22 protein-coding genes and 1 pseudogene are annotated in these 24,948 nt (G+C 69.8%); 14 read left to right on the forward strand and 9 right to left on the reverse strand.

All coding sequences use genetic code 11. From position 1 onward, the window contains the following. Nucleotides 1–26: 26 nt before the first annotated feature. The gene (locus SD455_RS10190; RefSeq protein ID WP_445508031.1) at nt 27–1,400 is read left to right on the forward strand and encodes an FAD-binding oxidoreductase; all 1,374 of its coding nucleotides are present in this window, start codon (nt 27–29) and stop codon (nt 1,398–1,400) included. Here the strand turns inward: SD455_RS10190 and SD455_RS10195 are convergent. From SD455_RS10195 to SD455_RS10205, 3 genes are all read right to left on the reverse strand, one after another. After that, nucleotides 1,390–1,893: an NUDIX hydrolase gene (locus SD455_RS10195; protein WP_070161620.1), complete on the reverse strand. Its 504-nt coding sequence runs from the start codon at nt 1,891–1,893 to the stop codon at nt 1,390–1,392. The genes SD455_RS10190 and SD455_RS10195 overlap by 11 nt on opposite strands. A 19-nt stretch (nt 1,894–1,912) precedes the next feature. Beyond that, nucleotides 1,913–2,428 (reverse strand): prepilin peptidase, encoded by a 516-nt coding sequence (locus SD455_RS10200; RefSeq protein WP_237090101.1) that lies wholly within the window; start codon nt 2,426–2,428, stop codon nt 1,913–1,915. A 70-nt stretch (nt 2,429–2,498) separates the two neighbouring features. After that, a complete protein-coding gene (locus SD455_RS10205; protein ID WP_445508032.1) occupies nt 2,499–3,191 on the reverse strand; it encodes a hypothetical protein in 693 nt (230 codons plus the stop codon). A 203-nt stretch (nt 3,192–3,394) separates the two neighbouring features. Here SD455_RS10205 and SD455_RS10210 point away from each other — a divergent pair, with 203 nt between their 5' ends. The 3 genes from SD455_RS10210 (at nt 3,395) to SD455_RS10220 (ending at nt 6,404) form a co-directional block, all read left to right on the forward strand. Continuing rightward, nucleotides 3,395–4,126 carry a GAF and ANTAR domain-containing protein gene (locus tag SD455_RS10210; RefSeq protein ID WP_445508033.1) on the forward strand — a complete coding sequence of 244 codons (732 nt, stop codon included), beginning with the start codon at nt 3,395–3,397 and terminating at the stop codon, nt 4,124–4,126. A gap of 92 nt (nt 4,127–4,218) precedes the next feature. Further along, nucleotides 4,219–5,601: a hypothetical protein gene (locus SD455_RS10215; protein ID WP_445508034.1), complete on the forward strand. Its 1,383-nt coding sequence runs from the start codon at nt 4,219–4,221 to the stop codon at nt 5,599–5,601. A gap of 92 nt (nt 5,602–5,693) precedes the next feature. Next, nucleotides 5,694–6,404, forward strand: coding sequence for a rhomboid family intramembrane serine protease (locus SD455_RS10220; RefSeq protein WP_083277691.1), 711 nt, complete (start codon nt 5,694–5,696; stop codon nt 6,402–6,404). Between the two features lie 24 nt (nt 6,405–6,428). Here SD455_RS10220 and SD455_RS10225 read toward each other — a convergent pair whose 3' ends face one another. Together SD455_RS10225 and uppS are read right to left on the reverse strand one after the other, a co-directional pair. Then, on the reverse strand, nt 6,429–7,730 hold the full coding sequence (locus SD455_RS10225) for a PhoH family protein (RefSeq protein WP_445508063.1): 1,302 nt from the start codon (nt 7,728–7,730) through the stop codon (nt 6,429–6,431). Between the two features lie 393 nt (nt 7,731–8,123). Continuing rightward, nucleotides 8,124–8,960: pseudogene (gene uppS / locus SD455_RS10230) on the reverse strand (polyprenyl diphosphate synthase); the annotation flags it as partial. 202 nt (nt 8,961–9,162) lie between these two features. Here uppS and SD455_RS10235 point away from each other — a divergent pair. From SD455_RS10235 to trhA, 4 genes are all read left to right on the forward strand, one after another. Further along, nucleotides 9,163–10,968 (forward strand): OmpA family protein, encoded by a 1,806-nt coding sequence (locus SD455_RS10235; RefSeq protein ID WP_445508035.1) that lies wholly within the window; start codon nt 9,163–9,165, stop codon nt 10,966–10,968. Nucleotides 10,969–11,044: 76 nt separating this feature from the next. Continuing rightward, nucleotides 11,045–11,443: an SdpI family protein gene (locus SD455_RS10240; RefSeq protein ID WP_445508036.1), complete on the forward strand. Its 399-nt coding sequence runs from the start codon at nt 11,045–11,047 to the stop codon at nt 11,441–11,443. Continuing rightward, on the forward strand, nt 11,430–12,356 hold the full coding sequence (locus SD455_RS10245; RefSeq protein ID WP_445508037.1) for a lysostaphin resistance A-like protein: 927 nt from the start codon (nt 11,430–11,432) through the stop codon (nt 12,354–12,356). Before SD455_RS10240 ends, SD455_RS10245 begins: the two co-directional genes overlap by 14 nt. A 188-nt stretch (nt 12,357–12,544) precedes the next feature. After that, nucleotides 12,545–13,174, forward strand: coding sequence for a PAQR family membrane homeostasis protein TrhA (gene trhA, locus SD455_RS10250; protein ID WP_070161640.1), 630 nt, complete (start codon nt 12,545–12,547; stop codon nt 13,172–13,174). Here the strand turns inward: trhA and SD455_RS10255 are convergent. After that, nucleotides 13,152–15,308 (reverse strand): thioredoxin domain-containing protein, encoded by a 2,157-nt coding sequence (locus SD455_RS10255; RefSeq protein WP_445508038.1) that lies wholly within the window; start codon nt 15,306–15,308, stop codon nt 13,152–13,154. The genes trhA and SD455_RS10255 overlap by 23 nt on opposite strands. Before the next feature lie 100 nt (nt 15,309–15,408). Between SD455_RS10255 and SD455_RS10260 the strand changes: the two genes are divergently transcribed. The 3 genes from SD455_RS10260 (at nt 15,409) to SD455_RS10270 (ending at nt 19,045) form a co-directional block, all read left to right on the forward strand. After that, the gene (locus tag SD455_RS10260) at nt 15,409–16,275 is read left to right on the forward strand and encodes a methylenetetrahydrofolate reductase (RefSeq protein ID WP_445508039.1); all 867 of its coding nucleotides are present in this window, start codon (nt 15,409–15,411) and stop codon (nt 16,273–16,275) included. 202 nt (nt 16,276–16,477) lie between these two features. Beyond that, entirely contained in the window at nt 16,478–17,923 is a 1,446-nt protein-coding gene (locus SD455_RS10265; protein WP_311026031.1) for a dicarboxylate/amino acid:cation symporter, read from the forward strand. Nucleotides 17,924–18,094: 171 nt separating this feature from the next. Then, nucleotides 18,095–19,045 (forward strand): endonuclease domain-containing protein, encoded by a 951-nt coding sequence (locus SD455_RS10270; protein ID WP_445508040.1) that lies wholly within the window; start codon nt 18,095–18,097, stop codon nt 19,043–19,045. 105 nt (nt 19,046–19,150) lie between these two features. Here the strand turns inward: SD455_RS10270 and SD455_RS10275 are convergent, their stop codons facing one another. The 3 genes from SD455_RS10275 to mca all read right to left on the reverse strand — a co-directional run bounded on the left by SD455_RS10275 (nt 19,151) and on the right by mca (nt 22,571). Beyond that, nucleotides 19,151–21,220 (reverse strand): S9 family peptidase, encoded by a 2,070-nt coding sequence (locus SD455_RS10275; RefSeq protein WP_445508041.1) that lies wholly within the window; start codon nt 21,218–21,220, stop codon nt 19,151–19,153. Nucleotides 21,221–21,236: 16 nt separating this feature from the next. Next, complete coding sequence (locus tag SD455_RS10280; protein WP_070160025.1) at nt 21,237–21,623, reverse strand: hypothetical protein; 387 nt, start codon at nt 21,621–21,623, stop codon at nt 21,237–21,239. Between the two features lie 87 nt (nt 21,624–21,710). Further along, a complete protein-coding gene (mca, locus tag SD455_RS10285) occupies nt 21,711–22,571 on the reverse strand; it encodes a mycothiol conjugate amidase Mca (RefSeq protein WP_311026074.1) in 861 nt (286 codons plus the stop codon). A gap of 300 nt (nt 22,572–22,871) precedes the next feature. Between mca and SD455_RS10290 the strand changes: the two genes are divergently transcribed. Genes SD455_RS10290 through SD455_RS10300 form a run of 3 tightly spaced genes read left to right on the forward strand, consistent with a single transcriptional unit; the run spans nt 22,872 to nt 24,941 of the window. Next, complete coding sequence (locus SD455_RS10290) at nt 22,872–23,294, forward strand: DUF4307 domain-containing protein (RefSeq protein ID WP_070160023.1); 423 nt, start codon at nt 22,872–22,874, stop codon at nt 23,292–23,294. Beyond that, nucleotides 23,294–24,133 (forward strand): molybdate ABC transporter substrate-binding protein, encoded by an 840-nt coding sequence (modA, locus tag SD455_RS10295; protein ID WP_311026028.1) that lies wholly within the window; start codon nt 23,294–23,296, stop codon nt 24,131–24,133. The genes SD455_RS10290 and modA overlap by 1 nt, the downstream gene beginning before the upstream one ends. A 7-nt stretch (nt 24,134–24,140) precedes the next feature. Next, the gene (locus SD455_RS10300) at nt 24,141–24,941 is read left to right on the forward strand and encodes an ABC transporter permease (RefSeq protein ID WP_070160019.1); all 801 of its coding nucleotides are present in this window, start codon (nt 24,141–24,143) and stop codon (nt 24,939–24,941) included. Nucleotides 24,942–24,948 lie beyond the last annotated feature (7 nt).

The following is a 24,948-nucleotide window of genomic DNA, read 5'->3' on the forward strand; positions in this document are numbered from 1 at the left end:
CACTCGCCCCTCCAGGAGGCCCTGTCATGTCCGCAGTCGTCGTCGCCGAGCTCGAGGCCGCACTGCCCGGACGGGTCACCACCGATCCGGCGGCCCTGCGGGCCCTGTCCGCGGATCGGTCCGGTCATGTGGGCGAGGGTCTTCCGGTGGCGGCGGTCCTCGCGGAGAGCGTCGAGGACGTGCAGCACGTGTGCCGCACCGCGAGCGCCCACGGCACGCCCGTGGTCGCCCGCGGGGCGGGCACCGGGCTGGCCGGCGGCGCCACCGCCGGTGACGGGGAGATCGTGCTGAGCCTGGAGCGGATGGACCGGGTCCTGGAGGTCTCTCCGCAGAACCGGCTGGCGGTCGTGCAGGCCGGGGTGATCAACGGGCGGCTCGACGCGCAGCTGGCCGAGCATGGCCTGTGGTGGTCCCCGGACCCGGCCAGCAAGGACATCTCCACGGTGGGCGGCAACATCGCGATGAACGCCGGTGGGCTCCTGTGCGCCAAATACGGCGTGACCCGGGAGTCCGTGCTGGGGCTGACCGTGGTGCTGGCCGACGGGCGCCGGCTCGACGTCGGCCGCCGCACCGTCAAAGGCGTCACGGGCTACGACCTCACCGCCCTGATGATCGGATCGGAGGGGACGCTGGGGATCATCGTGGAGGCCACGCTGAAGCTGCGTCCGGCGGTGAGCGGGGAGACCCCGACCCTGACGGCGACCTTCAGCAGCATCGTCGACGCCGCGGCCGCCTCCTCGGCACTGGTCCACGCGGGTCACATCCCGGCCGCCATGGAGCTGTTGGATCGGCCCTGCCTGGACGCCCTGACCTCCTTCACCGGTGAGGACCCCTCGCAGGGCGGCCAGGCGTTCCTGCTGCTGCAGTGCGACGGAGAGTCCGCCGCGGCCGAGCTGCAGGCCTGCGCGACGATCCTGCAGTCCCATGGGGGCCGTGTCCAGGTGGCGCGCGACCAGGCGGAGGCGCAGCGTCTCTTCGGGCTGCGCCGGCAGATGTTCCCGGCGCTGGAGGCCCGCGGCACTCCGCTGATCGAGGACGTGGCCGTGCCGCTGGACCGCATGGCGGACGCCTTCGCCGAGATCCGTCGCATCGAGCAGGACTGCGGGGTGCTCATCCCCACCGCCGCCCACGCCGGCGACGGCAACCTGCACCCCACGTTCTCCTTCGAGGGCCACCGTGTGCCGGAGCGGATCTGGGAGGCCGCCGGACGGATCTTCGAGATGGCGCTGGCCATGGGCGGCACGCTGACCGGGGAGCATGGTGTGGGACTGCTGAAGCGCCGGTGGCTCGTCGACGAGCTCGGCGCCGACCAGTTCGCCCTGCAGCGGCAGATCAAGGAGCTCTTCGACCCCGCCGGGATCCTGAATCCGGGGAAGGTCTTCGCCGAGCTCAGCCGGTGAGGAGCCGGGCCGGGGCGCCGTCGTCGAGCGCCCACCCGATGACCATCCGCTGATCCTCGGCCAGCGGTTCCGGCAGGGCGGAGACCGGGTACCAGCCGACCTCCACCGACTCGTCGTCGTTGACCCGCGGATCGCCCGAGACCGGCTCCATCTCCAGGACGGTGTCCAGGTAGCGGCAGCGGTCGCCGTTGCCGTACTGCACCAGGTGCGTGGCGAAGACCCCGGCCACCCGCACCGGACGGGCGACGACCGCCGTCTCCTCCTCGATCTCCCGGACCGCGCCCTCGCCGGGCTGCTCGCCGGGCTCCAGGATCCCGGAGGTGACGGTCCACGCGCCGTTGTCGCTGCGCTTCACCAGCAGCACCTCCGGCTCCTGCAGCGGGGCGCCGCCGTCGTGCCGGCGCACGACCACGCCCCTGACGGCAGGGATCCACAGATCAGCGGTGCCGATGTGGGTACGCAGGTCACGGATGAAGTCAGGTGTGGGTGCCATCGGCTGCCAGCGTAGCCGCTCAGCTGCCGATCAGCGCCAGCGCCGTGCCGATGATCAGGAACGGGCCGAAGGCGATCCTGGTCCGCCGATCGGCCTGGCGGGTGATCAGCAGGATGATGGCCACCACCCCGGCCAGGACGAAGGAGAGCACGACGGCGGCGGCGACGGTCACCCAGCCGAGGAAGCCCGTGTAGAGGCCCAGCACGACTGCGAGCTTGACATCCCCCATGCCGATGGACGGCGGGTGGACGAGTCGGACCAGGAGGAACACGAACCCCCAGAGCAGCCCTGCCGCCACGCCGCGCAGCAGCCCGGGAAGATCACCGAGCAGCAGGGCCACCAAGATCAGGATCCCGGTGGTCACCCCCGCCCACGGGTAGAGGATGCGGTTCGGGAGGCGGTGCTCGGTCAGGTCGATGAAGCTCAGCGCCACCGCGCACACCGCGAAGATGGCACCTCCCAGGAGCAGCAGCGCCCCGGCGAGGAATTCCGCACCAGACCCCGAGGTCATGAGGTCACCGATGAAGAGGATCACCTCTCCAGCCTACGGAGGATCCCTTCGCCGGTGGAACCGGTCACCGCCGGCCTGTGGACGGTCCGTCCTGTCAGACCAGTGGGCCGCTCCGCCGGGCCGTCTCGACGTACACGACGCCGACGGGCTCGTCCCCGTCGAGCACCACCAGCGGTCCGGCGACGCCGTCAGGAGGCGGGGCCGAGTCCACCGAGACCTCCCCGACGAAGGCCTCCTCCGCGGAGGCGCAGAGCTTGTGCCGCCACTGCGGATCGTCGGACTGCCTCAGCCGGTGCAGGTGGTCGCGAGGGATGACCCCCTGCGGCTGGTGCGAAAGCCCCAGGACCACCAGGCATCCCTGCTCGGGCATCCGGTCGGCGGCCTCCCGCAGCGTCTGGGTGCAGGAGATCGTCGCACCGATCGGCACCATGACCTCCCGCACGGTGGTGCCCTGGCGTCCGGTCGACTCCGTCGCAGGCGAGGACTCGTCCCACTGCGCGGGAGCGTCGTCGGGCAGCGGAAGGTCCAGGCTGATCGTGGGCACGTCAGCGCGTGCGTTGTGCTCGGCCACATGGTCCATGACCTGGTTCCGGGCGTCGGGGTCGACCTCGTCGAGACCGCAGAGGCTCACGACCAGCTCGGGACTGTCGGGCAGGTGGGCACGGCGCTCCAGGAAGGTGATCAGCCGCGGCGCGGTCCGCGCCGTCAATGCTCCACGGACCCTGATCCTCAGGGCCCCGCGCAGGCTGTCGGGAGCGACATCGATGTCAAGAGGGCTGTGCATCATCCACTCCTCGGACGGTGCAGAAGACGGGCCTGCTGCTAGACCCGACTACCAATGAATCATAGGGAATGCATTCTTTGGAAGGGTCTGTCGGCCGCCGAGGGGTATCCGGCCGTCAGACGCTCCCGCTGGCCGCATCGTGGCCTATATTGGGCGGATCTGCGCCGACGCCCGCGGGAAGGACCCCCACGCCGAGAGGACCTGCGATGACACCGGACGACCGCCCCGCCTCCCCGGCGGAGAGGCTCTACGACCTGCTGGCCGAGAACGACGATATGTCCGGCTTCCTCCACGACCTGGCGCGCCTGTCCGCCGTCGAAGTCGGTGTCCCGGGAGCCACCGAATGCGGAGTCCTGTTGAAGCGGGATCGTCGCAATGTGGTGGTGGGGTGGAGCAGCCCTCACGCGAAGACGCTCGATGAGACCCAGGCGGGTTTCGACGAAGGGCCCTGCCTCGACGCTCAGCGTACTGAGACCCTCATCCGGGTCCCGGACGTCCGCTACGAGACCCGCTGGCCCGCCTACATGGAGGCTGTGTGTCAGACGGGCCTCCGCAGCATCCTCGCCGTGCCGCTCACCTTGCAGGGGGCCGGGGCCGCGGCCATGAACTTCTACACGCCGGAGCCGTCCGGATTCGGAGACGCAGACGTCGAGCGCGCCCGTGACCACGCCGCGCTGGCCTCTCGAGCTTTGTCCGTGGCGGTCAGGATCGCCCGAGAGGCCGAGGAGGCCGCCGATCGACGCCGGGCGATGGAGTCCAGGACCGTCATCGACGTGGCGGTGGGCGTGATCATGGCCCAGAACCGGTGCAGCCACGAAGAAGCGTTCACGATCCTGCAGAAAGCTTCCAACAACCGCAACGTCAAGCTGCGGGACCTCGCCGCCGAACTGGTGGCCTCCGTGGGACAGTCTGAACCCAGGACAGCATTCGACGCGTGAGCGCCCTCCGTACCCCTGTCCACCACGTCGTCAAGCCTGTACCCTGAATCACTATCTCCGTGAGACGAACTGAATTGTCTGAGGGGTCCATCATGGGCGAAGCATGGCGTGAAGCACGACTGATTCCCACATCCGGAATCAAGGGATCAACCGATCAAGAAGTCAGAGCCACCTCAGCCTTGCTCGCTGTGTTGAGCATCGTTCCCAGCTTCTCCCATGCCGTGCTGAAGCAGTGCGGAGCACCGCTGGGCCGGGTGCGCGCCAACGTCGAGTGTTTCGTCGAAGTCGCTTTCGAGGACAAGAAGTCCAAACGGACACCGCGACCCGACGGACTGATCCGCGTCACACGGGGGACGACGGTCTGGACTGCTCTCGTCGAGGTCAAGACCCAGGCGAACCCTCTCGAGAAGGGCCAGGTCGAAAGCTATATGGAAGTGGCCAAGGAGAACGGGTTCGACGCCGTCATCACCATCTCCAACGAGATCCCGCCCATCCAGGGAGCACACCCGCTGTCTCTCGACGGTAGAAAGCTCAGGGCTGTTCCTGTCTTCCATTTCTCCTGGGTCCGACTCATCTCTATCGCCATCATGGAGCGGGAAGTCCGTGGAATCGAAGACAATGAACAGCAGTGGATTCTCGGCGAGCTCATCCGTTACCTCGAACATGAGAACTCCGGAGCACTCGAGTTCACCGATATGGGCCCCTCCTGGACCGGCGTGACGGAGTGTGTGAAGACAGGACTCATCCGTCGCAACGATTCCGAGGTACTTGATGTCGCCACACGTTTCGACGGACTCATCCGCTACAGCTGCCTCAAGCTCGGACAGCGCCTGGGAGTCGACGTCGCTCCGCGACTGCCTCGGAAACTGCGCGACGATCCGAACGCCCGGGCAGCCCAACTGGCATCAGAGCTTGAGAATGAGGCTAGTTTCTCCGCCACGATCCGTATTCCTGGGACTATCAGCGACGTGGACATCCGTTGCGACCTGAGAGCCCGACAGGTTCACATCTCGACGACATTCCCGGCGTCGGGACACGCCAGGAACGTCACCAGGATCAACTGGCTCCTCCGCCCGCTCGATGACGACCTGTCAGACGTCGTCGTGGAAGCCCATGGAGCTCGCCGACGTCATGCGGCACCCCTGGAGGAGTTTCGACACGATCCCAAGGAGGCGCTCCCTGCTGACTTCCCTGAGATCACGAGCTTCACCGTCTCTCGCATGAGCCACCTGGGCCTGCAGAAGACCACGAAGGGCAAGGATTCCTTCATCAACTCGGTCATGGTGGCACTCGACGAGTTCTACGCGATGATCCACCAACGGCAACGGACATGGACCCCGCCTGCACCCCAGTACCGATCCCGACCCGACGAGGCCCGCGGCGACGAGGTGTACTCATCTGAAGAACTTGCCGCAGCAGCGACAGAGAACCCAGGAGAACTTGAGGAACTGCCGGCACCGACGCCCGAGGGCTGAGCGAGGAGACTTTCCGTCACCCTCGCTCCCTACAATGGAGACCAGGTCAGGACGGTGACGGGACCGGCAGCGAGCTCAGGGAGCGAGGCAGCATGAGGGACATCTCCGCGTCGAGGGGACCGGCGGGCGAGCCGCAGGGCCGCGACTCTTGGGGCACCCTGTGGCAGGACGCCCGGCGGCACCTGGTGCGCACGTTCGCGCCCGTGGTGGTCCCGGTACTGGCGATGTGGGCGGTCTGGCTGATCAGCATCGCGGCCGGCGACTGGTTCAATCGCAGTTTCGGGCTGCGGCCCCGGACCCTGGACGGGCTCTCCGGCATCCTCTTCACTCCCCTGCTGCACAGCGGCTTCGGACATGTCATGGGCAACACGATGTCCTGGCTGCTGCTGGGCGGCCTCATCGCCCTGCTGGTGCGGCGTTTCCTGCTGGTGATGACCAGCATCTGGCTGATCTCCGGCTCCCTGCTCTGGCTGATCGGACGCCCGGCGAGCAACTGGATCTGCAACCACCCCGACGGCTTCGACGCCTGCATCACACCGCTGCAGGTGGGCGCCTCCGGGGTCATCTACGGGTTCGCCGCGTTCCTGGTGGCCTATGGGCTGATGACCCGCCGAGTGCTCGCCGTCGTCTGCGCCCTGTTCGTGCTGTTCTTCCAGGGCATCTCCCTGATACTGGGCATGCTCCCGATCACCTCAGGCCAGGGGGTGTCCTGGGAAGGACACCTGGCCGGGGCGGTCGCCGGCGTCGTCGTGGCGTTCTTCTTCACGAAGCAGGCCCGAGCCGACCGTGCGGCCCGGGCCTGATCCGGATGAGGGAGGGTTCGCCTCTCAGGGAGTCTCCAACACCTCGGTGACCAGCGCGGCGATCCGTGAGCGCTCCGACCGAGTGAGGGTGACGTGGCCGAACAGCGGGTTGCCCTTCAGCAGCTCGACGACGGCGGCGACGCCGTCGTGCCGGCCCACCCGCAGGTTGTCGCGCTGGGCGACGTCGTGGGTCAGCACGATCTTGGAGTTCTGGCCCATGCGGCTCATCACGGTGAGCAGCACGTTCTTCTCCAGCGACTGGGCCTCGTCCACGATCACCCAGGCATCATGGAGTGATCGCCCCCGGATGTGGGTCAGTGGCAGCACCTCCAGCATGCCCCGGTGGGTCACCTCCTCGAGGACGTTCTCACTGACCAGCGCTCCGAGGGTGTCGTAGACGGCCTGGCCCCAGGGGTTCATCTTCTCCGCCTCGGTGCCGGGCAGGTAGCCCAGCTCCTGGCCGCCGACGGCGTAGAGCGGCCGGAACACGATGATCTTCCTGTGCTCGCGGCGCTCCAGAACCGCCTCCAATCCGGCGCACAGGGCCAGCGCGGACTTCCCCGTCCCCGCGCGACCCCCCATTGAGACGATCCCGACCTCCGGGTCCATGAGCATGTCGATGGCCAACCGCTGCTCGGCGGAACGGCCGTGGAGGCCGAAGACCTCCTGGTCCCCGCGGACGACCTCCACATGCGTGGCCCGCGGCTCGTCCGCCAACGGCTCACGGGCCGAGGCCTTGACACGGCCCAGCGCCGAGCCGCTGCCGGAGGAGATGATCAGCCCGGTGTTCGCCGGGAGGTCGGAGGCCTCTTCGAGGTCGATCCGCTCCCCGGCGTAGAGCTCGGAGACCTGCTGCTCGGTGGCGGCGATCTCCGCCAGCCCGGTCCATCCCGAGTCGGTCACCCATTCGTTCCGATACTCATCGGCCTCGAGCCCCATGGCCGAGGCCTTGACCCGCATCGGCAGGTCCTTGGAGACCACGGTGACGTCCCGGCCCTCATCGGCGAAGCTCTTCGCCACCGCGAGGATGCGGGAGTCGTTGTCCGTGCCGCGGAACCCGTGGGGCAGGACGTCCAGGGAGATGTGGTTGAGCTCCACGATCAGGTGCCCGCCCTCCTCGTTGAGCGGAATCGCCTGGTTCAGCGCCCCGTGGGCGACACGCAGGTCGTCCAGGAGCCGCAGCGCGGACCGGGCGTAGTAGCCCAGATCGGAGTCATGACGTTTGCTCTCCAGCTCGGAGATCACGACGACGGGGATGATCACCTCATGCTCGGCGAACCGCAGGATCGCCTTCGGGTCCGAGATCAGGACCGAGGTGTCGAGCACATAGGACTTCTGGGCGACCTCCTGGGCGACAGAGTCGGCCGAGTGCTCGGCAGGTGCTGGGACTTCAGTGGTGACGGCCACGGTTACTCCAGTCCGGAAACGAGAAGAGGCCCCGCCGTGCGGTCGTCCACGGCGCTCACCAGGAGCGTGGACGTCCACGTCGACGGAACCTCAGGTGTTCCCGCATCGATGGTCGGACGTTGGCTGCGGTTCGACCCCCACCAGGGGCCGGACCGACCCCTGCTGCCACTCGGCATATGTGTGGGCCTTCCCGGTCAGATACCTGACAGTCCCCAGACTAGGGGCTGGGTGGGGCCTGAGCGCGTCAGCTGTGCGGAGTGTCACATGACGATTCGGTGAACGCTGTGCGACGGCGTCGTCACGGCCGGGCCCTCAGCTGCCGAACCGGCGCTGTCGCTGGGCGTAGTCACGCAGGGCGCGGACGAAGTCCACGCGGCGAAAGTCCGGCCACAGGGCCTCGCAGAAGTAGAACTCGGAATAGGCGGACTGCCACATCAGGAAGCCGCTGAGCCGCTGCTCCCCCGAGGTGCGGATGATCAGCTCCGGATCAGGCTGTCCGCGGGTATACAGCCACTGAGAGATGGATCCGGGCGTCAGATCCTCAGCCACCTCGGAGAGCCCCCGCCCCGCGGCCTCGGCATCACGCAGCAGGTCCTTGACCGCATCCACGATCTCCTGTCGGCCCCCGTACCCGACGGCGACGTTGACGTGCACCACCGGGGCCTGCTCCCGGCTCCGCCGCACGATGCGTCGGATGCTGCCGGTGCGGGTCGTGACAGTCTCGGCCTCAGCGCCGGTGCCGGCATCGGTGTCGTCGCCCCTGCCTCCGGAGGCCTCCGACACCGGCTCCGCTGCCGCGGCGTTGCGCTCGCCCAGCTGACGCAGCCGGGCGGCCAGCGGCTCGGGCAGCATCTCCAGAGCCCCCACCGGGTGGACCCTGACCGGACGGCCGCCGGGGCGACTCTCGGCGAGACGGTCCAGCGTGTCGCCGATGATCTCCATGAGCTGGTCGAGCTCGTCGGCGGAACGGTTCATGTTGTCGGTGGAGAGCATGTACAGAGTCACCGTCGGGATCCCCAGATCGGCGCACCAGTCGATGAACTCCACGATCTTGTTGGCCCCGGCGAGATGCCCGTCGGCGGTCGGCGTGCCGGCCAGCTTGGCCCAGCGGCGATTGCCGTCCACCACCACTCCGATGTGCTGAGGCATCCTGTCCCTGGGCAGGGCGCGGCTGAGCCGTGACTCGTACATGCTGTAGGCCAGATTCCTCAGCCCCATGCGGCCTCCATCGGTCAGCGCCGTCTCGTGCTCCACCACGGTACCGCTCAGTACGGCTGATCCGTTGACACCCCGTGGAGTATTTGCGATAGTGAACTCACGACTGGCGACCAGACGGAAGCAGCTGATCCCCATGGCACAGCGCAGTGACCACCCCCGTGACCGTGAGAAACCGCTGCCCAGGTCTGCCCGGTCCCGCGGCGGATCGCTGCGGCATGCCGCCGTCGTCGGCGTCGTCCTGCTGGCCCTGGGCTGCGGCCCCGAGAGCACCCCGCCGCCAGCGGAGCCGACCGAGGAGCCGACCGCGGAACCGACCGCGGAACCGACCGAGGAACCGACCGAGGATCCTGACGACGCCGACGACGCCGACGAGGAGGACGAGGAGCCGGACCTCACGGAGCCGGTGGTGGTGGAGCAGACCGTGTGGAACTTCGACGCCATGGAGGAGGTCGATCTGCGGGTCGTGGTCCACCCCTTCGTCCGTGTCCCCACCGGCGAGGACGAGGACGGACTGCTCAACGGACTCATCACCTATGAGGTGACGTCCCCCGACGGCGAGTACCACCTGGAGCGCTACGGCGTGCACCCTCACGAGGTGCGCGTGGTCGACACCGAGGCGATGACGCTGTCCTTCCCCGCCTACGCGACCGACGGCACCTCCGAGGAACACCTGGCGGACGTCGAACAGGCCAGCGCTCGGGCCGGAGACGGGCCGGTCCGCTGGGCAGGGGTCCACCGCGACCCCGGCACCGACGCCACGGCTGTGCTGCTGCCCTACCTGGGGCTGATCGAAGACGTCGGGATCGTCGACGCCGAGGAGGTGGACACCTCCGACTACCTTCCGGTGCAGGATGCGCTGAGCGAGCTGGTGGAGGTCCACGAGACCACCTGGGACCTGCAGGTCCACCGGGAGCGCGCCGACGGCGACGTCCAGATCCGCGAGTCCGACCACGAGGCCACGATCACTCTGGACTCCGACATCCTCTTCGACATCGACGAGCACACGCTCACCGACGACACGGACGCCGCCCTGCAGGCCACCGCCGAAGAGCTCGAGCGTGCTGACGGCGGGGAGCTCGAGATCATCGGTCACACCGACGACGTACGCTCCTTGGAGCACAATCAGCAGCTCTCCGAGGATCGGGCCGAGGCGGTGCACCAGCGGCTCGGCGAGCTGACCGACCTGGAGGACTTCACCGTCAGCACCGACGGCCGAGCCTTCCACGAACCGGTGGCCAGCAACGACTCGGATCAGGGTCGGGCCCTCAACCGGCGGGTGGAGCTGCACTACACCCCTGGCCTCGCGGCCGACTCCCCGTCCGAGGAGTCCGACGACGGCGACACGAGCGGCGACGACGACGTCACCGAACTCCCGCCCACCGACGGACCGGTGGGCACCGCGGATGAGCCGATCACTGTCAGCGGCCCCCACGGGGGTGCGGTGGAGGTCACCGTGGAAGAGGTCCGCCCCGCCGGCGACCTGCTGGTCGGCCGTGTGCGGGTGGAGGTGACCGAACCCTTCGACGGCGAGGAGCACGCCGGCCCGCTGGCCAGGGCACTGAGCTTCGGGGACCTGGGCATGCACGAGGGGCACGACAACCCCTACAGCCCAGGACATCAGGTGGACGCGCTGACGCTTCTTGTCGGGGACGAGCGGCAGTTCCCGCTGGAGCTCGGCAGCACGGAGCACGTCGAAGGCTCCGACAGGGACGGGTTCATCATCGAGCACGGCGACCCCTGGCGGGTGATCGCCGGCGATCGGGGATTCGGCCACGATGCCGACGCCGAGGTCGGCGCCTGGGCGGTGGCCACCGTGCTGTGGCCGACGACCGGCCAGGATGAGGTGGTCGTCGATGTCCCCGGGCGCAGCGAGCATGCCGAACGCCCGTGGTCCCAGCCGTGGCGGGCGGTGGACGTCCCCGTGGAAGCGGAGCACTGATCGGCGGGGGGGGCCGATGCCCATCCGCCCACGTCATCCCAGGTCACCGCAGGAGCCCACCCGGTAGCATCGCCCTATGGACGGAACAGCACTCATCGCCCCCGCTGCTCTCCTCCACTGCTCGCTGCTAATCGTCGTCGTCTGCTTCACCGGCCGCTCCGGGCCGCGCAACGACCTCATCGGGATCCGCACCTGGGCCACGACCGCATCAGAGAAGGCCTGGGAGACCGCCCATGCGGCGGCGCTCCCCTGGAGCTGGGCCACGGTGGGCACGAGCGCCGCCTCGCTGACCGTGGGCGTCATGCTGTACAGCACAGGACGCCCGCTCCCGGCGGGCGTGGAGGGGTGGTACACCGGAGCCTGCATCGCCGCCTTCGGGGCGGTCATGGCAGGCTTGGTGCTCCGGGCCGACCGTGCGGCCAAGCACATCCTGATGCATGAGGGCCTCGACGAGGAGTCACATGCAGATCCCTGAGACTCAGCGCGACGTGACGAGGATGCCGATGCCGATGTTCCTCGCCGCCGCCTACGGGCTGGCCTGGCTGGTCGCGCTGCCGCTGTGGCTCGGTGACGGGCTGTCCTCCCCGTGGTTCACACTGGTCGCAGTGGCCATGATGTTCACTCCGACAGTGGCGGCTCTGGTGGTGGTCTTCCTGGTGGAGAAGCCGCAGCACAAGGCCCGGGCACTGGGCCTGGTGCCGCTGCGCCCGGCAGGCAGGCTCGTGGGTCACCTGGCCCTGGGGCTGACGGTGCCGATTCTCCTGTGCCTGGCCGCCCTGCCGATCGGCCACCTCGCCGGCATCTTCCCCGCCGACTTCACCGGGCTCAGCGGCTTCGCGCAGATCACCGAGGAGCAGCTGGCGCAAGTAGGGGTCGAGGAGCTCCCGCTGCCGATCGAGACGCTCGCGGCCCTTCAGGTGGTCAATGTGCTCATCGCCGCCCTGATCATCAATCTGCTGCCCGCCCTGGGCGAAGAGATCGGGTGGCGCGGTTGGATGCTGCCCCGCCTGATGCGCTTCGGGCCCTGGGGCGCCATCGGGATCTCCGGAGTGATCTGGGGGCTGTGGCATGCCCCGCTGATCCTGCTGGGCTACAACTATCCGGGGACCCCAGGCTGGTTGGCGCTGGCGGCGATGGTGGGCCTGTGCACAGTGATGGGCGGCGTCTTCGGCTGGCTGCGCCTGCGCAGCAGCTCGGTCTGGCCCGCAGCCCTGGCCCACAGCGCCCTCAACGCGGCCGCCTCCACCTACGTGATCTTCATCGCCGCGGATGCGACCTTCGACCCCCTGCACGCCACCATCACGGGATGGACCGGCTGGATCCTGCCCGCCGTCGTCGTGGTGGTGGTCGTGCTGTCCGGACGGTTCGCCGCTCGCGCGCCGAGATGAGCACTTCGACACAAAGTTACCCATTGGTCACTTGGGGTCACTAGACTGGTTCCATGGCACCGCAGTCTGACCTCGACGCCCGCCGGGCACGCGTCGACGACCACCACCGGCCCGCCGGCGCACACGGCTCCGGCAGCGCGCAGCCCAGCGGCGGAGTCGCACCGGTCGATCGCCTGTTCGACTCCGAGATGCCGCTGAAGCCGAAGATGCGCGGCTGGCTCCACGCCGGCATGGTCCCGCTCGCCCTGGCCGCCGGAATCGTGCTCATCGCCCTGGCCCCCACCGGGACGCTGCGCGCCGCCTCCGTGGTCTACGCGATCACCGGGCTGCTGCTCTTCGCCGTCAGCGCCACCTACCACCTGGGCCGCTGGTCCCCGCGCACGAAGCTGCTGCTCAAACGCCTGGACCACACCAACATCATGCTCATCATCGCCGGGACATACACGCCCCTGACCCTGGCGCTGCTGCCTGCCCCGAAGGACCTCATCCTGCTGATCGGCGTGTGGGTCGGAGCACTGGGCGGCGTGGCCTTCCGACTGTTCTGGACGTCGGCGCCCCGCTGGCTCTACACCCCCGTCTACGTGATCCTCGGGCTCGCCGCGCTCGTCTTCCTGGGAGACTTCTTCGCCGCCGACCTCGTAGCCGCGATCCTCATCTGCGCCGGCGGCGCCGCCTACATCACCGGGGCCGTGTTCTACGCGCTGAAGCGCCCCAACATCTCCGTGCAGTGGTTCGGCTTCCACGAGCTCTTCCACGCCTGCACGCTCATCGGGTTCATCTGCCACTACATCGCCATCATGTTCGCCCTGCTGGGCTGATCGCCTCCAACGCCTCCTCCACGGTCCCCACCGGCGGAAGACACACCATCGCCGAGGGCGCATTGAGACACACGCTGAGCTGAAGCCCTCCGGCAGGCGCATCCGCAGGCAGCTCCACCGGCTCCACCGGGATCCCCGCCAGCGCGGCCGTCCGGCGCACCTGCCGGGCGTCCTCGACGTCGGCGGCCAGCATCCGCAGCGCCGGCGAGCGCCGCGCGGCCCGGCGCGCCACCACCAGGCTCGCCCCCGCCACCGTCGGCGCCTTCGCCGCCACCAGCCGCACATGGTGCAGCAGGTCCGTGGCCCGCAGCTCCAGCGGCACCTCCAGGGCCTCGGCGGTCTGCAGCGCGCCCGCCAGGCAGGCCACCGCACTCGGCTCGGGGCCGTCCAACGGTCCGGCCAGGCTGGGGCCCGCCTGGGCGGCGGTGAGCAGTCCGTCGTCGTCGAGGTTCTCCAGCACCTCCCAGCCCTGCTCCCCCTGGCGGGTGAAGGAGGCCAAGGTAGCCCGCAGCACCGCGACGCCGCGGTCCAGCCAAGACCGCCGGCCCGTGGCGGAGCTCAGGGCGAAGCAGGCTGAGGCCACCTCGGCATGATCCGCCACCGTGCCCGGGCGGCCGTCGGTGCAACCCCCGTAGGAGACCCGGGCGACGCCGGAGACGCCGCTGCCCCCGTGCTGGACATACAGGCCCCACAGCGACTCGGCCAGCTCCTCGGCGAGGTGCAGCGGCTCCTCCTCGCCCCACAGCATCGCGGCCTCGGCCAGGGAGCGGACAGCCGTCGCGTTCCAGGAGGCCACCACTTTCTCGTCCCGACTCGGCTGGGGTCGGGAATCCCGGCGCCGCAGCAGTTCGGCGGCCACCGCCTCCCAGTCCTGCTGGTCCTCCGCGCTCAGTGGGGCGGAGAAGTGCAGGGTGCGGCCGGTGGTGACGTCCACGTGGCCGCCCTCCGGCGGGGCGCCGCGGCTCAGCGTGGCCAGCCGGCGAGCCTGGTCCATGCCCAGCCCGGCGGTACGGGCGGCGTCGACGATCTCGGCATCGCTGAACAAGTACGTGCCGCCTTCGACGTGGCGGCCCTGCTCATCGACCGTGTCCGCGTCCAGTGAGGATGCCAGCAGGCCTTCGGCAGTGACCATGCGGCGACGCAGCCACCCGATGGTGGCCCGCGCCCGATGCTCGGCACGGCGCCGCTGCGCCGCGGAGGCGGCCGGGTGCACGCTCAGCCGTGCCAGATGCCCCAGCAGCTGGGCGTTGTCCGCCAGCATCTTCTCGAAGTGCGGCACCATCCAGGCACGGTCGGTGGCATACCGGGCGAAGCCGCCGTCGAGCTGATCGAACAGGGCGGAGCGACCCATCGCCTCCAGGGTGCGCACCGCCAGCTCTCCGGCGATCTCGTCCTGCTCGTGCGTGAGGCGAGAACGCCAGAAGGACTCCTCCAGCAGGAACCCCAGCAGCGGTGAGGGCGGGAACTTCGGCGCGGCGCCGAAACCGCCGTGGACGGTGTCCTCCTCACCGGCCAGCGTCGCCAGGGCATCCTCGACCCACTCGTCGGAGGCGCTCTCAAGGCTCGCCGCGGTGCCGCCGTCGGCGTCCTCGTCGCCCAGGACCGGGCTGAGCGCGATCTGCGACTGCTGTCGCCGCTGCGCACCGAGCGCCTGGGCGATCTTCTCCGCCGAGTCCTCCACCTCCTGACGTCGCTGCGTCCACGCCGCGTGGACGGCGTCGAGCACCTCCCGGAAGGCCGGCACACGGCCGCGCCGCAGCGGCGGGAAGTAGGTGCCGGCGTGGAAGACCCGCCCGTCGGGCAGGGTGAACACGCTCATCGGCCACCCGCCCTGGCCGGTCAGCGTCTGGGTGGCGGCCATATAGGCGTCATCGACGTCCGGATGCTCCTCCCGGTCCACCTTCACCGCCACGAAACGGGAGTTCAGCACCGCCGCGGTCTCCTCGTCCGCGAAGGACTCCCCCGCCATCACGTGGCACCAGTGGCAGGCGGCATAGCCGATGGAGAGGAACACCGGCACATCCCGACGCCGGGCCTCCTCGAAGGGCTCCGGCCCCCACGGGTGCCAGTCCACCGGATTCTCGGCATGCTGACGCAGGTACAGAGAAGGGCTCTGAGCCAGACGATGTCCCATGACGCCAGTCTCCCGCAGCGCCTGCGGCCGCGTCGATGGCGGCCCACCTGGCGCGGGCCCCATACTGGTCCCCAGGCCCGACCCGCACGAGGAGATGACGATGGCGCGACCCCTCACCCGGAACGACGACGAACGCGCCGTGCTCGCCCGGCTCGCCACCGGCATCAGCTACGAGGTGATGCCCTTCTCCTCCACCGTGGGAACGGTCCGCGCCCATGTGCCCACCGAGGTGCCGCTGACCGTCACCGCCACCGGCGGCAAGGGTTTGGAACCCACCATCGCCACGTCGATCGCCCTGCGGCAGGCCGGCTACACCGTGGCCCCGCATCTGGCGGCCCGGCTCATCACCGGCCCCGAGGAGCTCGACCAGATCCTCACCCGCCTCGAGGCCGGCGGGGTGGACAGGCTGTTCGTCATCGCCGGCGACGCCGGACAGCCCGCCGGCGTGTTCACCGAAGCCCTGGACGTCCTGCGAGCCCTCCAGGACCGCACGCACCTGTTCGAGGACCTCGGCATCGGCGGATACCCCGAGGGGCACGCCGGCCTGTCCGACGAGCAGGTGCGTCAGGCCATGCGGGACAAAGCCCCCTACGCCCACAGGATCCTCACCCAGATCTGCTTCGACGCCGACGCCTTCCTCCGCTGGGGCGCCCAGCTGCGGACCGACGGCGTGGAGCTGCCGGTCTACGCCGGGATGCCCGGGCCCGTCAGTCGGCAGAAGCTCATGAGGATCTCCGCCTCCCTGGGCCTGGGACAGTCCGCGAACTTCCTGAAGAAGCAGCGCACCATGCTGTGGAGGTTCTTCTCCCCCGCCGGCTACAGCCCCGACGGCCTCGTGCGGGGCCTGGTGCGCGGCCTGCCGGAGAGCCGGGCGCACATCGCCGGATTCCACCTGTTCACCTTCAACGAGATCGCCGCCACCGAGGCCTGGCGACGCCGGCTCCTCGCCGAGGCCGGCCTGGGCTGAGGCGCCGCCTCCGTCGTCGGTCCGCCCCGAGGTCCTCAGCGGTCCCCGTGACCGCCACCACGCCTCCGTAACCTGGCGACATACGCGGAATAGTGCGGACAAGCGCCCCGTTCCTCCCTCCGTGCCGCGGCAGACGCCTGCCGCCTGACGTGAGACCACCCCGGACCCGGAGTCCGGAACGACCTTGGAACGGAGCACCCCCATGTCTGCACCTGCGCAGTCCGCAGAGACGACGTCCGACTCGCCACCGGCCAGGCGGCTGCCCGCCTGGATGACGTCCTTCGGCAACCAGATCCTGGCCGCCCTCATCCTGGGGCTGGCCGTCGGGTTCCTCGCCCGCGGCATGGGCGGCACCGAGGAGGACCCGAACTGGCTGACGGCCACCGTCACCGAGGTCGGCGGCATCTACGTGTCCCTGCTGACCGCCGCCGTCGTGCCGCTGGTGTTCACCGCCGTGGTGACCTCCATCGCCCAGCTGCGCGAGGTCACCAACGCCGCACGGCTCGCCGGCCAGACGCTGCTGTGGTTCGCCATCACCGCGTTCATCTCGGTGCTCATCGGGATCGCGATCGGCGTGATCGGCCAGCCCGGCCAGCACACCGGCGTCACCGCCGACGCCGCCGCGGAGCCCGGACGCCAGGGCTCCTGGATCGGGTTCCTCGAATCCCTCGTGCCGGCCAACTTCATGGGGCTCACCGCGAACTCCTCCCTGGCCGACGACGGCACCATCAGCACCGGGCTGACCTTCAACGTGCTGCAGGTGCTGGTCATCTCCATCGCCATCGGCATCGCCGCCATGCTGCTGGGCAGGAAGGCCCAGCCCTTCCTGGACGTGACCTCCTCGGTCCTGGCGATCATCCAGAAGGTGCTGTGGTGGATCATCCGTCTGGCGCCGATCGGCACCCTGGCGCTCATCGCCCGGGCCGTGGCCACCTACGGCTGGGACGCGCTGTCCTCGCTGGGTGTGTTCGTGCTGTGCATGTACGTGGGTCTGGCCATCGTGTTCTTCCTGGTCTACCCCGTGCTGGTGCGGGCCAACGGCCTCTCGGCGAAGCAGTACTTCACCGGCGTCTGGCCGGCCGTGCAGCTGGGCTTCGTCTCCCGCTCCTCGGTGGGCACCATGCCGCTGACGCAGCGGGTCACCGAGCGGAACCTCGGGGTGCCGCGCGCGTACGCCTCCTTCGCCGTGCCGCTGGGGGCGGTGAGCAAGATGGACGGCTGCGCGGCCCTCTACCCGGCCATCGCCGCACTGTTCGTGGCCCAGTTCTTCGGCCTCGACCTGACCATCACCCAGTACGTGCTCATCGTGTTCGTCTCGGTGATCGGCTCCGCGGCCACCGCCGGCACCACCGGCGCGACCGTCATGCTCACCCTGACCCTGTCCACCCTCGGGCTGCCGCTGGAGGGCGTGGGCCTGCTGCTGGCCGTCGAGCCGATCGTGGACATGGGCCGCACCGCCCTCAATGTGGCAGGCCAGGCGCTGGTGCCCACGATCGTCGCCAAGCGGGAGGGCCTGATCGACATGGAGCTCTACTCCGCCCGCCGCACCGGAGTGCCGTTCGACGACGACACCGAGGAGGACGGGGACGAGGTGGAGGCAGCCGCCGTCGACCGAGCTGAGGCTGAGGCGGCGCACCCCGCCCGCTGAGCCTGCCCCTTCGGCTGGTGGGGAGTTCTTTGAGGTCCATGCTCCTGTGCGGGCTCTGCACCTCGAGGAATTCCCCACCCGAGCGAGACCTGGCCGTCCCGTCTCAGTCCGTCTGACGCAGCCTGTGGAAAACGCCGACGCGTGATCGGCCGGTCGCGGCAGACTCGTCGCATGCCCCGACGACGTCCGCTCCCAGACGACCTCCTCCACTCCGCTCTCACCCGGAGGACTGCCCGGTCCCTCGGAGTCCCCGATGACAGGCTCCGCCGGCTCGACGTGGTGAAGCTGCTGCCGGGGGTCTACGCGACACGGACCCTCGTGGAGGAGACTGCCCCGGATCGCCGCCATCTGATCGCCGCCTCCGCGCTGGTCCGAGACACTCCCGGAACCTGGGTGTCCCATACGACGGCGGCCCAACTGCGAGGCCTGTGGCTCCCACCTCGGCTGGCGCAGGAGACCGCCGTCCACCTCAGCAGCCATGCCTCCCGCGACACGCGGGTGCAGAGACGAGGCGTCGTCGGACACCGGTGCGCAGTGCGGGACCAGGACGTCGTCCTCGAAGGAGCTCATATGCTGAGCTCACCGGCCCGGAACTGGATCGAGCTCGCCGCAGACTGTTCGATCCGGCAGCTGGTGGTGCTCGGAGACCAGCTGGTGCGCACCCCGTATCTCCGGTACGAAGGCCGCAGCCTGCCTCACACCGGACGTGACCAGCTGGATGACATCGTCGACGTCGCCTCAGGAACACCTGGACTGCGACGCGCCAGGGCCGCGCTGCGGTGGATCCGTGAAGGGTCAGACTCTCCCCCGGAGACCCTTCTCCGACTGGCCCTCATCCGGGAGGGTCTCCCCGAGCCGCAGCTCCAGGTGCCGGCCGCCGCCGAGGTCCCCGGTTCCCCGCGTGCGGACCTGGGCTATCCCGAGTGGCGGATCGCCATCCAGTACGAGGGAGCCACCCACTACACGCCAGAACAGCACCGCTCCGATCATGTGCGGGACAATGCGTTCTTCGCCGACGGGTGGCTCGTGCTGCGGTTCGACCGCAGCGATCTGCGGGATGGATTCAGACGAGCGGCGCAGCAGGTCCGGGGAGCGCTGAGGGCCCGGGGTGCGCCAGGGTGAGGCCCGGCGGCGGCAATCTGTCGGGGAGAAACTCGTGATACGACGCGCGACGCAGCTCTCCCACCACGAGAAATTCCCCACTCGACGGGAGACCCCGACCGACCCTCAGCGGGTGAGCTCCAGGCGCGGCACGCCCGGAGGCTCGAAGCCGAAGACCTGGCCGTAGAAGCTCAGGGAGGCCTCCAGGGCGGCGATGATGTTCTCCGCCTTCCGGAACCCGTGCTGCTCGCCCTCGAAGAGCAGGTAGGCGTGCGGGATGCCCTTGGCCGCGAGCGCGTCACGGAACATCTCCGCCTGGTTGGGCGGCACGATCGGGTCCTCGTCGCCCTGGAGGAGGAGCACCGGGCAGGACAGCGAGTCCACATGGTTCAGCGGGGCCCGCTCCACGTAGATGTGCTCATCCTCCGGGTACCGGCCGATGAGCCCGTCCAGGTAGCGGGACTCGAAGTCATGGGTGTCCTGAGCCAGGGCGACGGCGTCGGCCACTCCGAAGCTGGAGACCCCGGCGGCGAACACGTCGGTGCGGGTCAGGCAGGCCAGCGTGGTCCACCCTCCGGCGCTGCCGCCCTCGATGCCGAGCCGCCGCCCGTCGGCGATGCCTTCTCTCTCCAGGTGGCGCATCACCGCGGCGGTGTCCTCGACGTCGACCACACCCCACTGCCCCTTCAGCCGCTCCCGGTACGCGCGCCCGAAGCCGGTGGATCCGCCGTAGTTGATGTCCACCACGCCGATGCCGCGGGAGGTGTAGTAGGCGATCGCCAGGGACAGCCCGACGGCGGCCTGCCCCGTCGGCCCGCCATGGACCTGGGCGATGAACGGGGGCCGCTCGCCCTCCGGCGCCTGCGCCCCGGTGTTCCGCGGACGATAGAGCACCGCGTGGATGTCCTGCCCCTCCTCGGAGGTCACGGTGATCGGCTCCGGCACGGGCAGCAGCCCCGGGTCCGGCGCGTCGTCCCGGGAGGAGCGCACCGTGTGCACACCGTCCACGCGCCAGTCCCCGTCGCCCGCGGAAGGACGCACCAACTCGGCGGCGTGGACCCCGGAGAAGTGCTGCGGCGACATCCCGGCGAAGGCCAGCAGCCCGTCCTCGCGATGCACCACGCCCGTGATGAGGGTATGCGGCAGGTCCAGCTGCGTCACCGTCCCGGTGGGGATGTCCAGGACGCCCAGGCGGTCGACCGCAGTGCCGTGGACCACCAGGGCGGTGTCGGCATCCAGCGGCGTCAGCCAGCGCTGGCCCAGCTGCCACAGGGGCCCGGCGAACTCCTGGGCCGCGGCCTCCCCCGCCGGCAGCACCGGCTCCGGGTCCGCACCCACGGTGAGGGTCCACGGGTTCCACCATCCCGTGCGGTCGCACAGGTAGATCAGCCGCTCGGCGTCCCGCCATTCGGGCTGCAGCACGGAGGTCTCCGTATCGCCGTCGGCCACGGTGTCCTCGACGACGACGCCGGCCTCCAGCCGTCCCACGTGCAGCTGGGTGCCGTCCCAGGGCATCTGCGGGTGCTCCCAGGAGATCCAGGCCATCCGGGCACCGTCGGGCGAGACGCGCGGGTGGGCCACGAAGCGCGACGACGGCGTCACCTGCCGCACCCGGGCGGCGTCGTCGGCGGCGGAGCCGTCCAGCGGGACAGCGGCGATGTACCGTTCGATGCCCGAGCCGCGGGTGTGGTCTTCACAGATCCACCAGACCTCGTCGCCGTCGGGACCGTGCACGTGGATCGGCTGCGCCCAGCGCAGCGAGGGCCCGCCGGCGGAGGCGACCGTCTCTCCGATCGGGCTCAGCGGGGTGGGGTCCTCCCCCTCCCGGAAGCGGTGGATGCGCTGGTCGGCGAAGTTCACGAACAGGATCAGCGGCGCGTCGCCGCCGTCGTCGAAGGCCAGCCAGGAAGAACCACCGTACTCATGGACCCGGGACCGGGCATTGTAGGGAGCCGGCAGCACCGTCACTGTCTCGGCGGCACCATCGGAGGAGGCCGTCACCGGCGACGCCGTCCTCACGATCGCCTGCCGCCCGGCCTCGGCCGCGATCCCCTCGGTCCACCACAGATGCCGTCCCACCAGGGACGGCGCAGAGACCCGGTTTCCGCCCACGGCGAGCTGCTCCGCCGTGATCGTCGAGGGCCATTCTCCGTAAGGCAGGGTGACAGGGGCCGGGGAGGATGAGGCGTCAGTCATGACGCCAGTCTAGGGATCAGCGGGCAGTCTCGGTGCCCGGACGCTCGTCGTCGGCCTCGGCCGGGGTGTCCTCGGCGGGCTGCGCGGTGCCGAACCGGTCGGCGGCCGCGGCGTCACGGGCCCGCTGCTGAGCCTCGGAGATCTCCGCGGGGACGATCTCCCCGGGGAACTCGGGCTCCTCCCCGGACAGCTCCGCCTCCACCTGGGAGCGGTACTTCATCCGGCGCATGCGCTTGGCCAGATCACGGACGACCACGATGAGCAGCACGACGATCAGCGCGGTGAACAGGAACCCCTCGATGCCGGGGGTGATGTCAGACTCCTCGAGGCCCGGGCGCAGGTCAGGCGTGTCACCGCCGCCCCCACCGGGCCACCAGTTCGTCAGTGCAGGGAAAGGATGCACGGGAGTCTCTCGCCTCTGATCTGAAGTCTGTCGCTTGTCCGAGGGCCAAGTCTACGCCGTGTAGAAAACGAAAGCACACGGCGCAGGTCAGCGGATCCCGGCGAACAGGTCGTGCTCGGGCAGCTGCGTCTCCACCCGGGAGTCGATGAGCACATAGTCGTCGTAGGGCCACACCTTGCGCAGGAAGTCGTTGGGCGTGGCGAAGAAGAATCCGTCCGGCTCCACCTGCGTGCGGTGGGCGCGCAGGGCACGGTCGCGCAGCTCCAGGTAGTCGCCCACCGGCACCTGAGTGGTCACCTCGTGCTTGGTCAGCCAGGGTATGCCGCCGTCGTCGTCGTAGCGAGCGATCCGCTCCCCGTAGGGGGACTCGTAGCCGGCCTCCACGAGGGCCTCGTGGATCGCCCGGAACCGGCCGGGGTTGAAGGCCCGGTCATAGTAGAGCTTCTGCGGCTCCCACGGCTCGCCCGCATCCGGGTAGCGCTGGGCGTCTCCGGCGGCGTGATACGCCTCCACCGAGATCTTGTGGGACATGATGTGGTCCGGGTGCGGGTAGCCGCCGGACTCGTCATAGCTGATGATCACATGGGGGCGGAAACGGCGGACGAGCCGGACCAGCGGGTAGGCGGCCTGCTCCAGCGGCAGCGTCGCGAAGGACCCCGCCGGCAGAGGGGGCATCGGGTCGCCCTCCGGCAGGCCCGAGTCCTCGAAGCCCAACCACACGTGGTCGATGCCCAGCGCCTCAGCGGCCTCACGCATCTCCTGCCGACGCACGCCGGTCAGGTCCCGGTGGCACTGCTGCAGCTCCCCGGCCGCCTCGTTGAGCAGGTCCCCCCGCTCCCCTCCGGTGGCCGTGGCGACCACGACCTCGGCGCCGGCGTCCACATAAGCGGCCATCATCGCCGCGCCCTTGGAGGACTCGTCATCCGGGTGGGCGTGCACCGCCAGCATCCGGAGCCCTTTCGACCGTGGCACATGCTCATGGGGCGCCTCGGCATGTGGGTCGACGGCGTCCCGCAGTCCGCGCGGCGGCTTCACCGTCGCCGCGTCCCGACGGATCACGGGCGTCGAGGCAGAGAGGGTGTCAGCCGGATGGTCTGGGGTCGGGGTCACAGTCGGTCTCCGTGTCGGTGGTCGGGGTACAGGTGGTCGGGGTGCAGGTCCTCAGCACTGAGCGGGGACGCCCGAATCTGCGCGGGAGCCCTCACCCCTCCACGCATCAGAACTCCCTGACGCACTAGAATAATCCCGATGAGTCACACGCCCGCCTCCCCCAGCCTCGCCGAGCGCTACGGCACCGCCAAGCGCCCCCTGACCGCCCGGACCCGCACGTGGCTCATCGTGGCGGCACTGGCGGCCGCCCTGGCGGTGGCCGTGTACTTCACCGTCGGCAACACCGTGGGGCAGATGACCTCCAAGGATGTCGGGTACATCATCCATTCGGACACCGAGGCCTCGGTGGACTATGAGGTCACCAAGGACTTCGACGCCACCGTGCAGTGCATGGTCCAGGTCCTCGACGACACCTACGCCGTCGTCGGGGCCAAGACCGTCACCATCGGCCCGCATGAGGGCAGCGACTCCTCCGACAGGAGCCAGTATTTCCGCACCGATCTGCGCACCGAGCACCGCGGAGTCACCGGCATCGTGGACTCCTGCTGGGAGCTCGACTGATGCGACCAGGCTCCTGGTTCCACCGCATGCGCGGAGTGATCGCCCTGGCGCTGCTGGTGTGCTTCATCGCCGCCTTCGTGCTCACCGCCTGCTCCGACGATGACACCGAAGCCGAACCTCCTGCCACTCCGACCACCGAGGTCACGGTGCTCGCTGCGGCGTCGGTGGAGCCGGCGCTGCGGCGCGTGGACCAGGACCTGCGCTCCCGCGGCGCCAGCGTGACCCTGAGGTCCGAGTACGGTGGCACCTCCACGCTGGTCTCGCAGATCCGCTCGGGACGCGCCTTCGACATCGTCATCACGGCCTCGCGCACCCACATGGCGGACCTGGTGGACGACGGCGCGGTCGCCGGTGACGCCTATCCGCTGGCCACCAACCGGCTGGCTCTGGTGGTGCCGGCGGACAACCCCGGCGAGATCGACAGCTTCGACGACTTCATCGCCCACGCCGCCGAGCTGACCACCGCGACCTGCGCCGAGGACGTCCCTTGCGGGGAGCTCGCCCGCACCATGCAGGAGGAGCTCGGCGTGGACGTGCACGCCGACACCGAGGAGACCTCGGTGGCCTCTGTGATGACGAAGGTCCGCATGGGCGAGGTCGACGCCGGCTTCGCCTACCTCACCGACGCCGAGGCCGCCGACGACGAGGTCGAGGTCTTCGAGATCCCGGACTTCCCGCACAACGACACCCAGATCTGGGCCGCGGTCGCCGCCGAGCCTCAGGAGCAGGAGGCCGCCGAGCAGCTGTTCACGCTGCTGGTGGGAGAGTCCGGGCGCACCGCGTTCGAGGAGGCAGGTTTCCTGCCGCCCCCCGCCGCCGAGGCCTCGAGCCTCGACTGAGCCCTCCATGGTGCGACGCACGAGCGCTCTCCCCGGCCTGCTGTGGCTGCCCGCCGTCGTCGGCGCCGTGCTGCTGACCCTTCCCGTGCTCTCCCTCCTGGTCGAAGCCGACCTGCCGGCCGTGCCGGAGCTGCTGGCCTCCCCCACCACGCGGGAGGCCCTGCTGCTCAGCGTCCAGACGGCGACGGCGGCCACCGGGCTGTGTCTGGTCTGCGGGATCCCGCTGGGGGTGCTGATGGCCCGGGGTCGGGCGCGCCTGCTGCCCTGGGTGCGTCCGCTGGTGCTGCTGCCGCTGGTGCTGCCGCCCGTGGTGGCCGGTGTGGCGCTGCTGGCGGCCTTCGGACGTATGGGCCTGGTGGGCCAGCCGCTGCATGCCCTGGGCGTGCAGATCACCTTCACCTCCCTCGCGGTGGTGCTCGCCCAGGCGTTTGTGGCGATGCCGTTCATGGTGCTCTCCGTGGAGTCCGCCGTGGCGTCGCTGGACCGGGAGTATGAGGAGGCGGCCGCGACTATGGGGGCCGGCCCGCTGGCCACCCTGTGGTGGGTGGTGCTGCCGCTGGTCCGCCCCGGTCTCCTGGCTGGGACCGTGTTGTGCTTCGCGCGCTGCCTGGGCGAGTTCGGCGCGACTCTGGCCTTCGCCGGATCCGCGGCCGGGACCACCCGGACCGCCCCGGTGGAGGTGTACCTGCTGCAGCAGTCCGACCCCCAGGCCGCCGCTGCGCTGGCGGTGGTGATGATCGCCGTCGCGCTGATCGTGGTGGGACTGGTCTACGGACCCGGGCGCAGACTGTTCAGCGTCCGGAGGTGAGGGCAGC

This window comes from Nesterenkonia sp. K-15-9-6 (assembly GCF_052656005.1).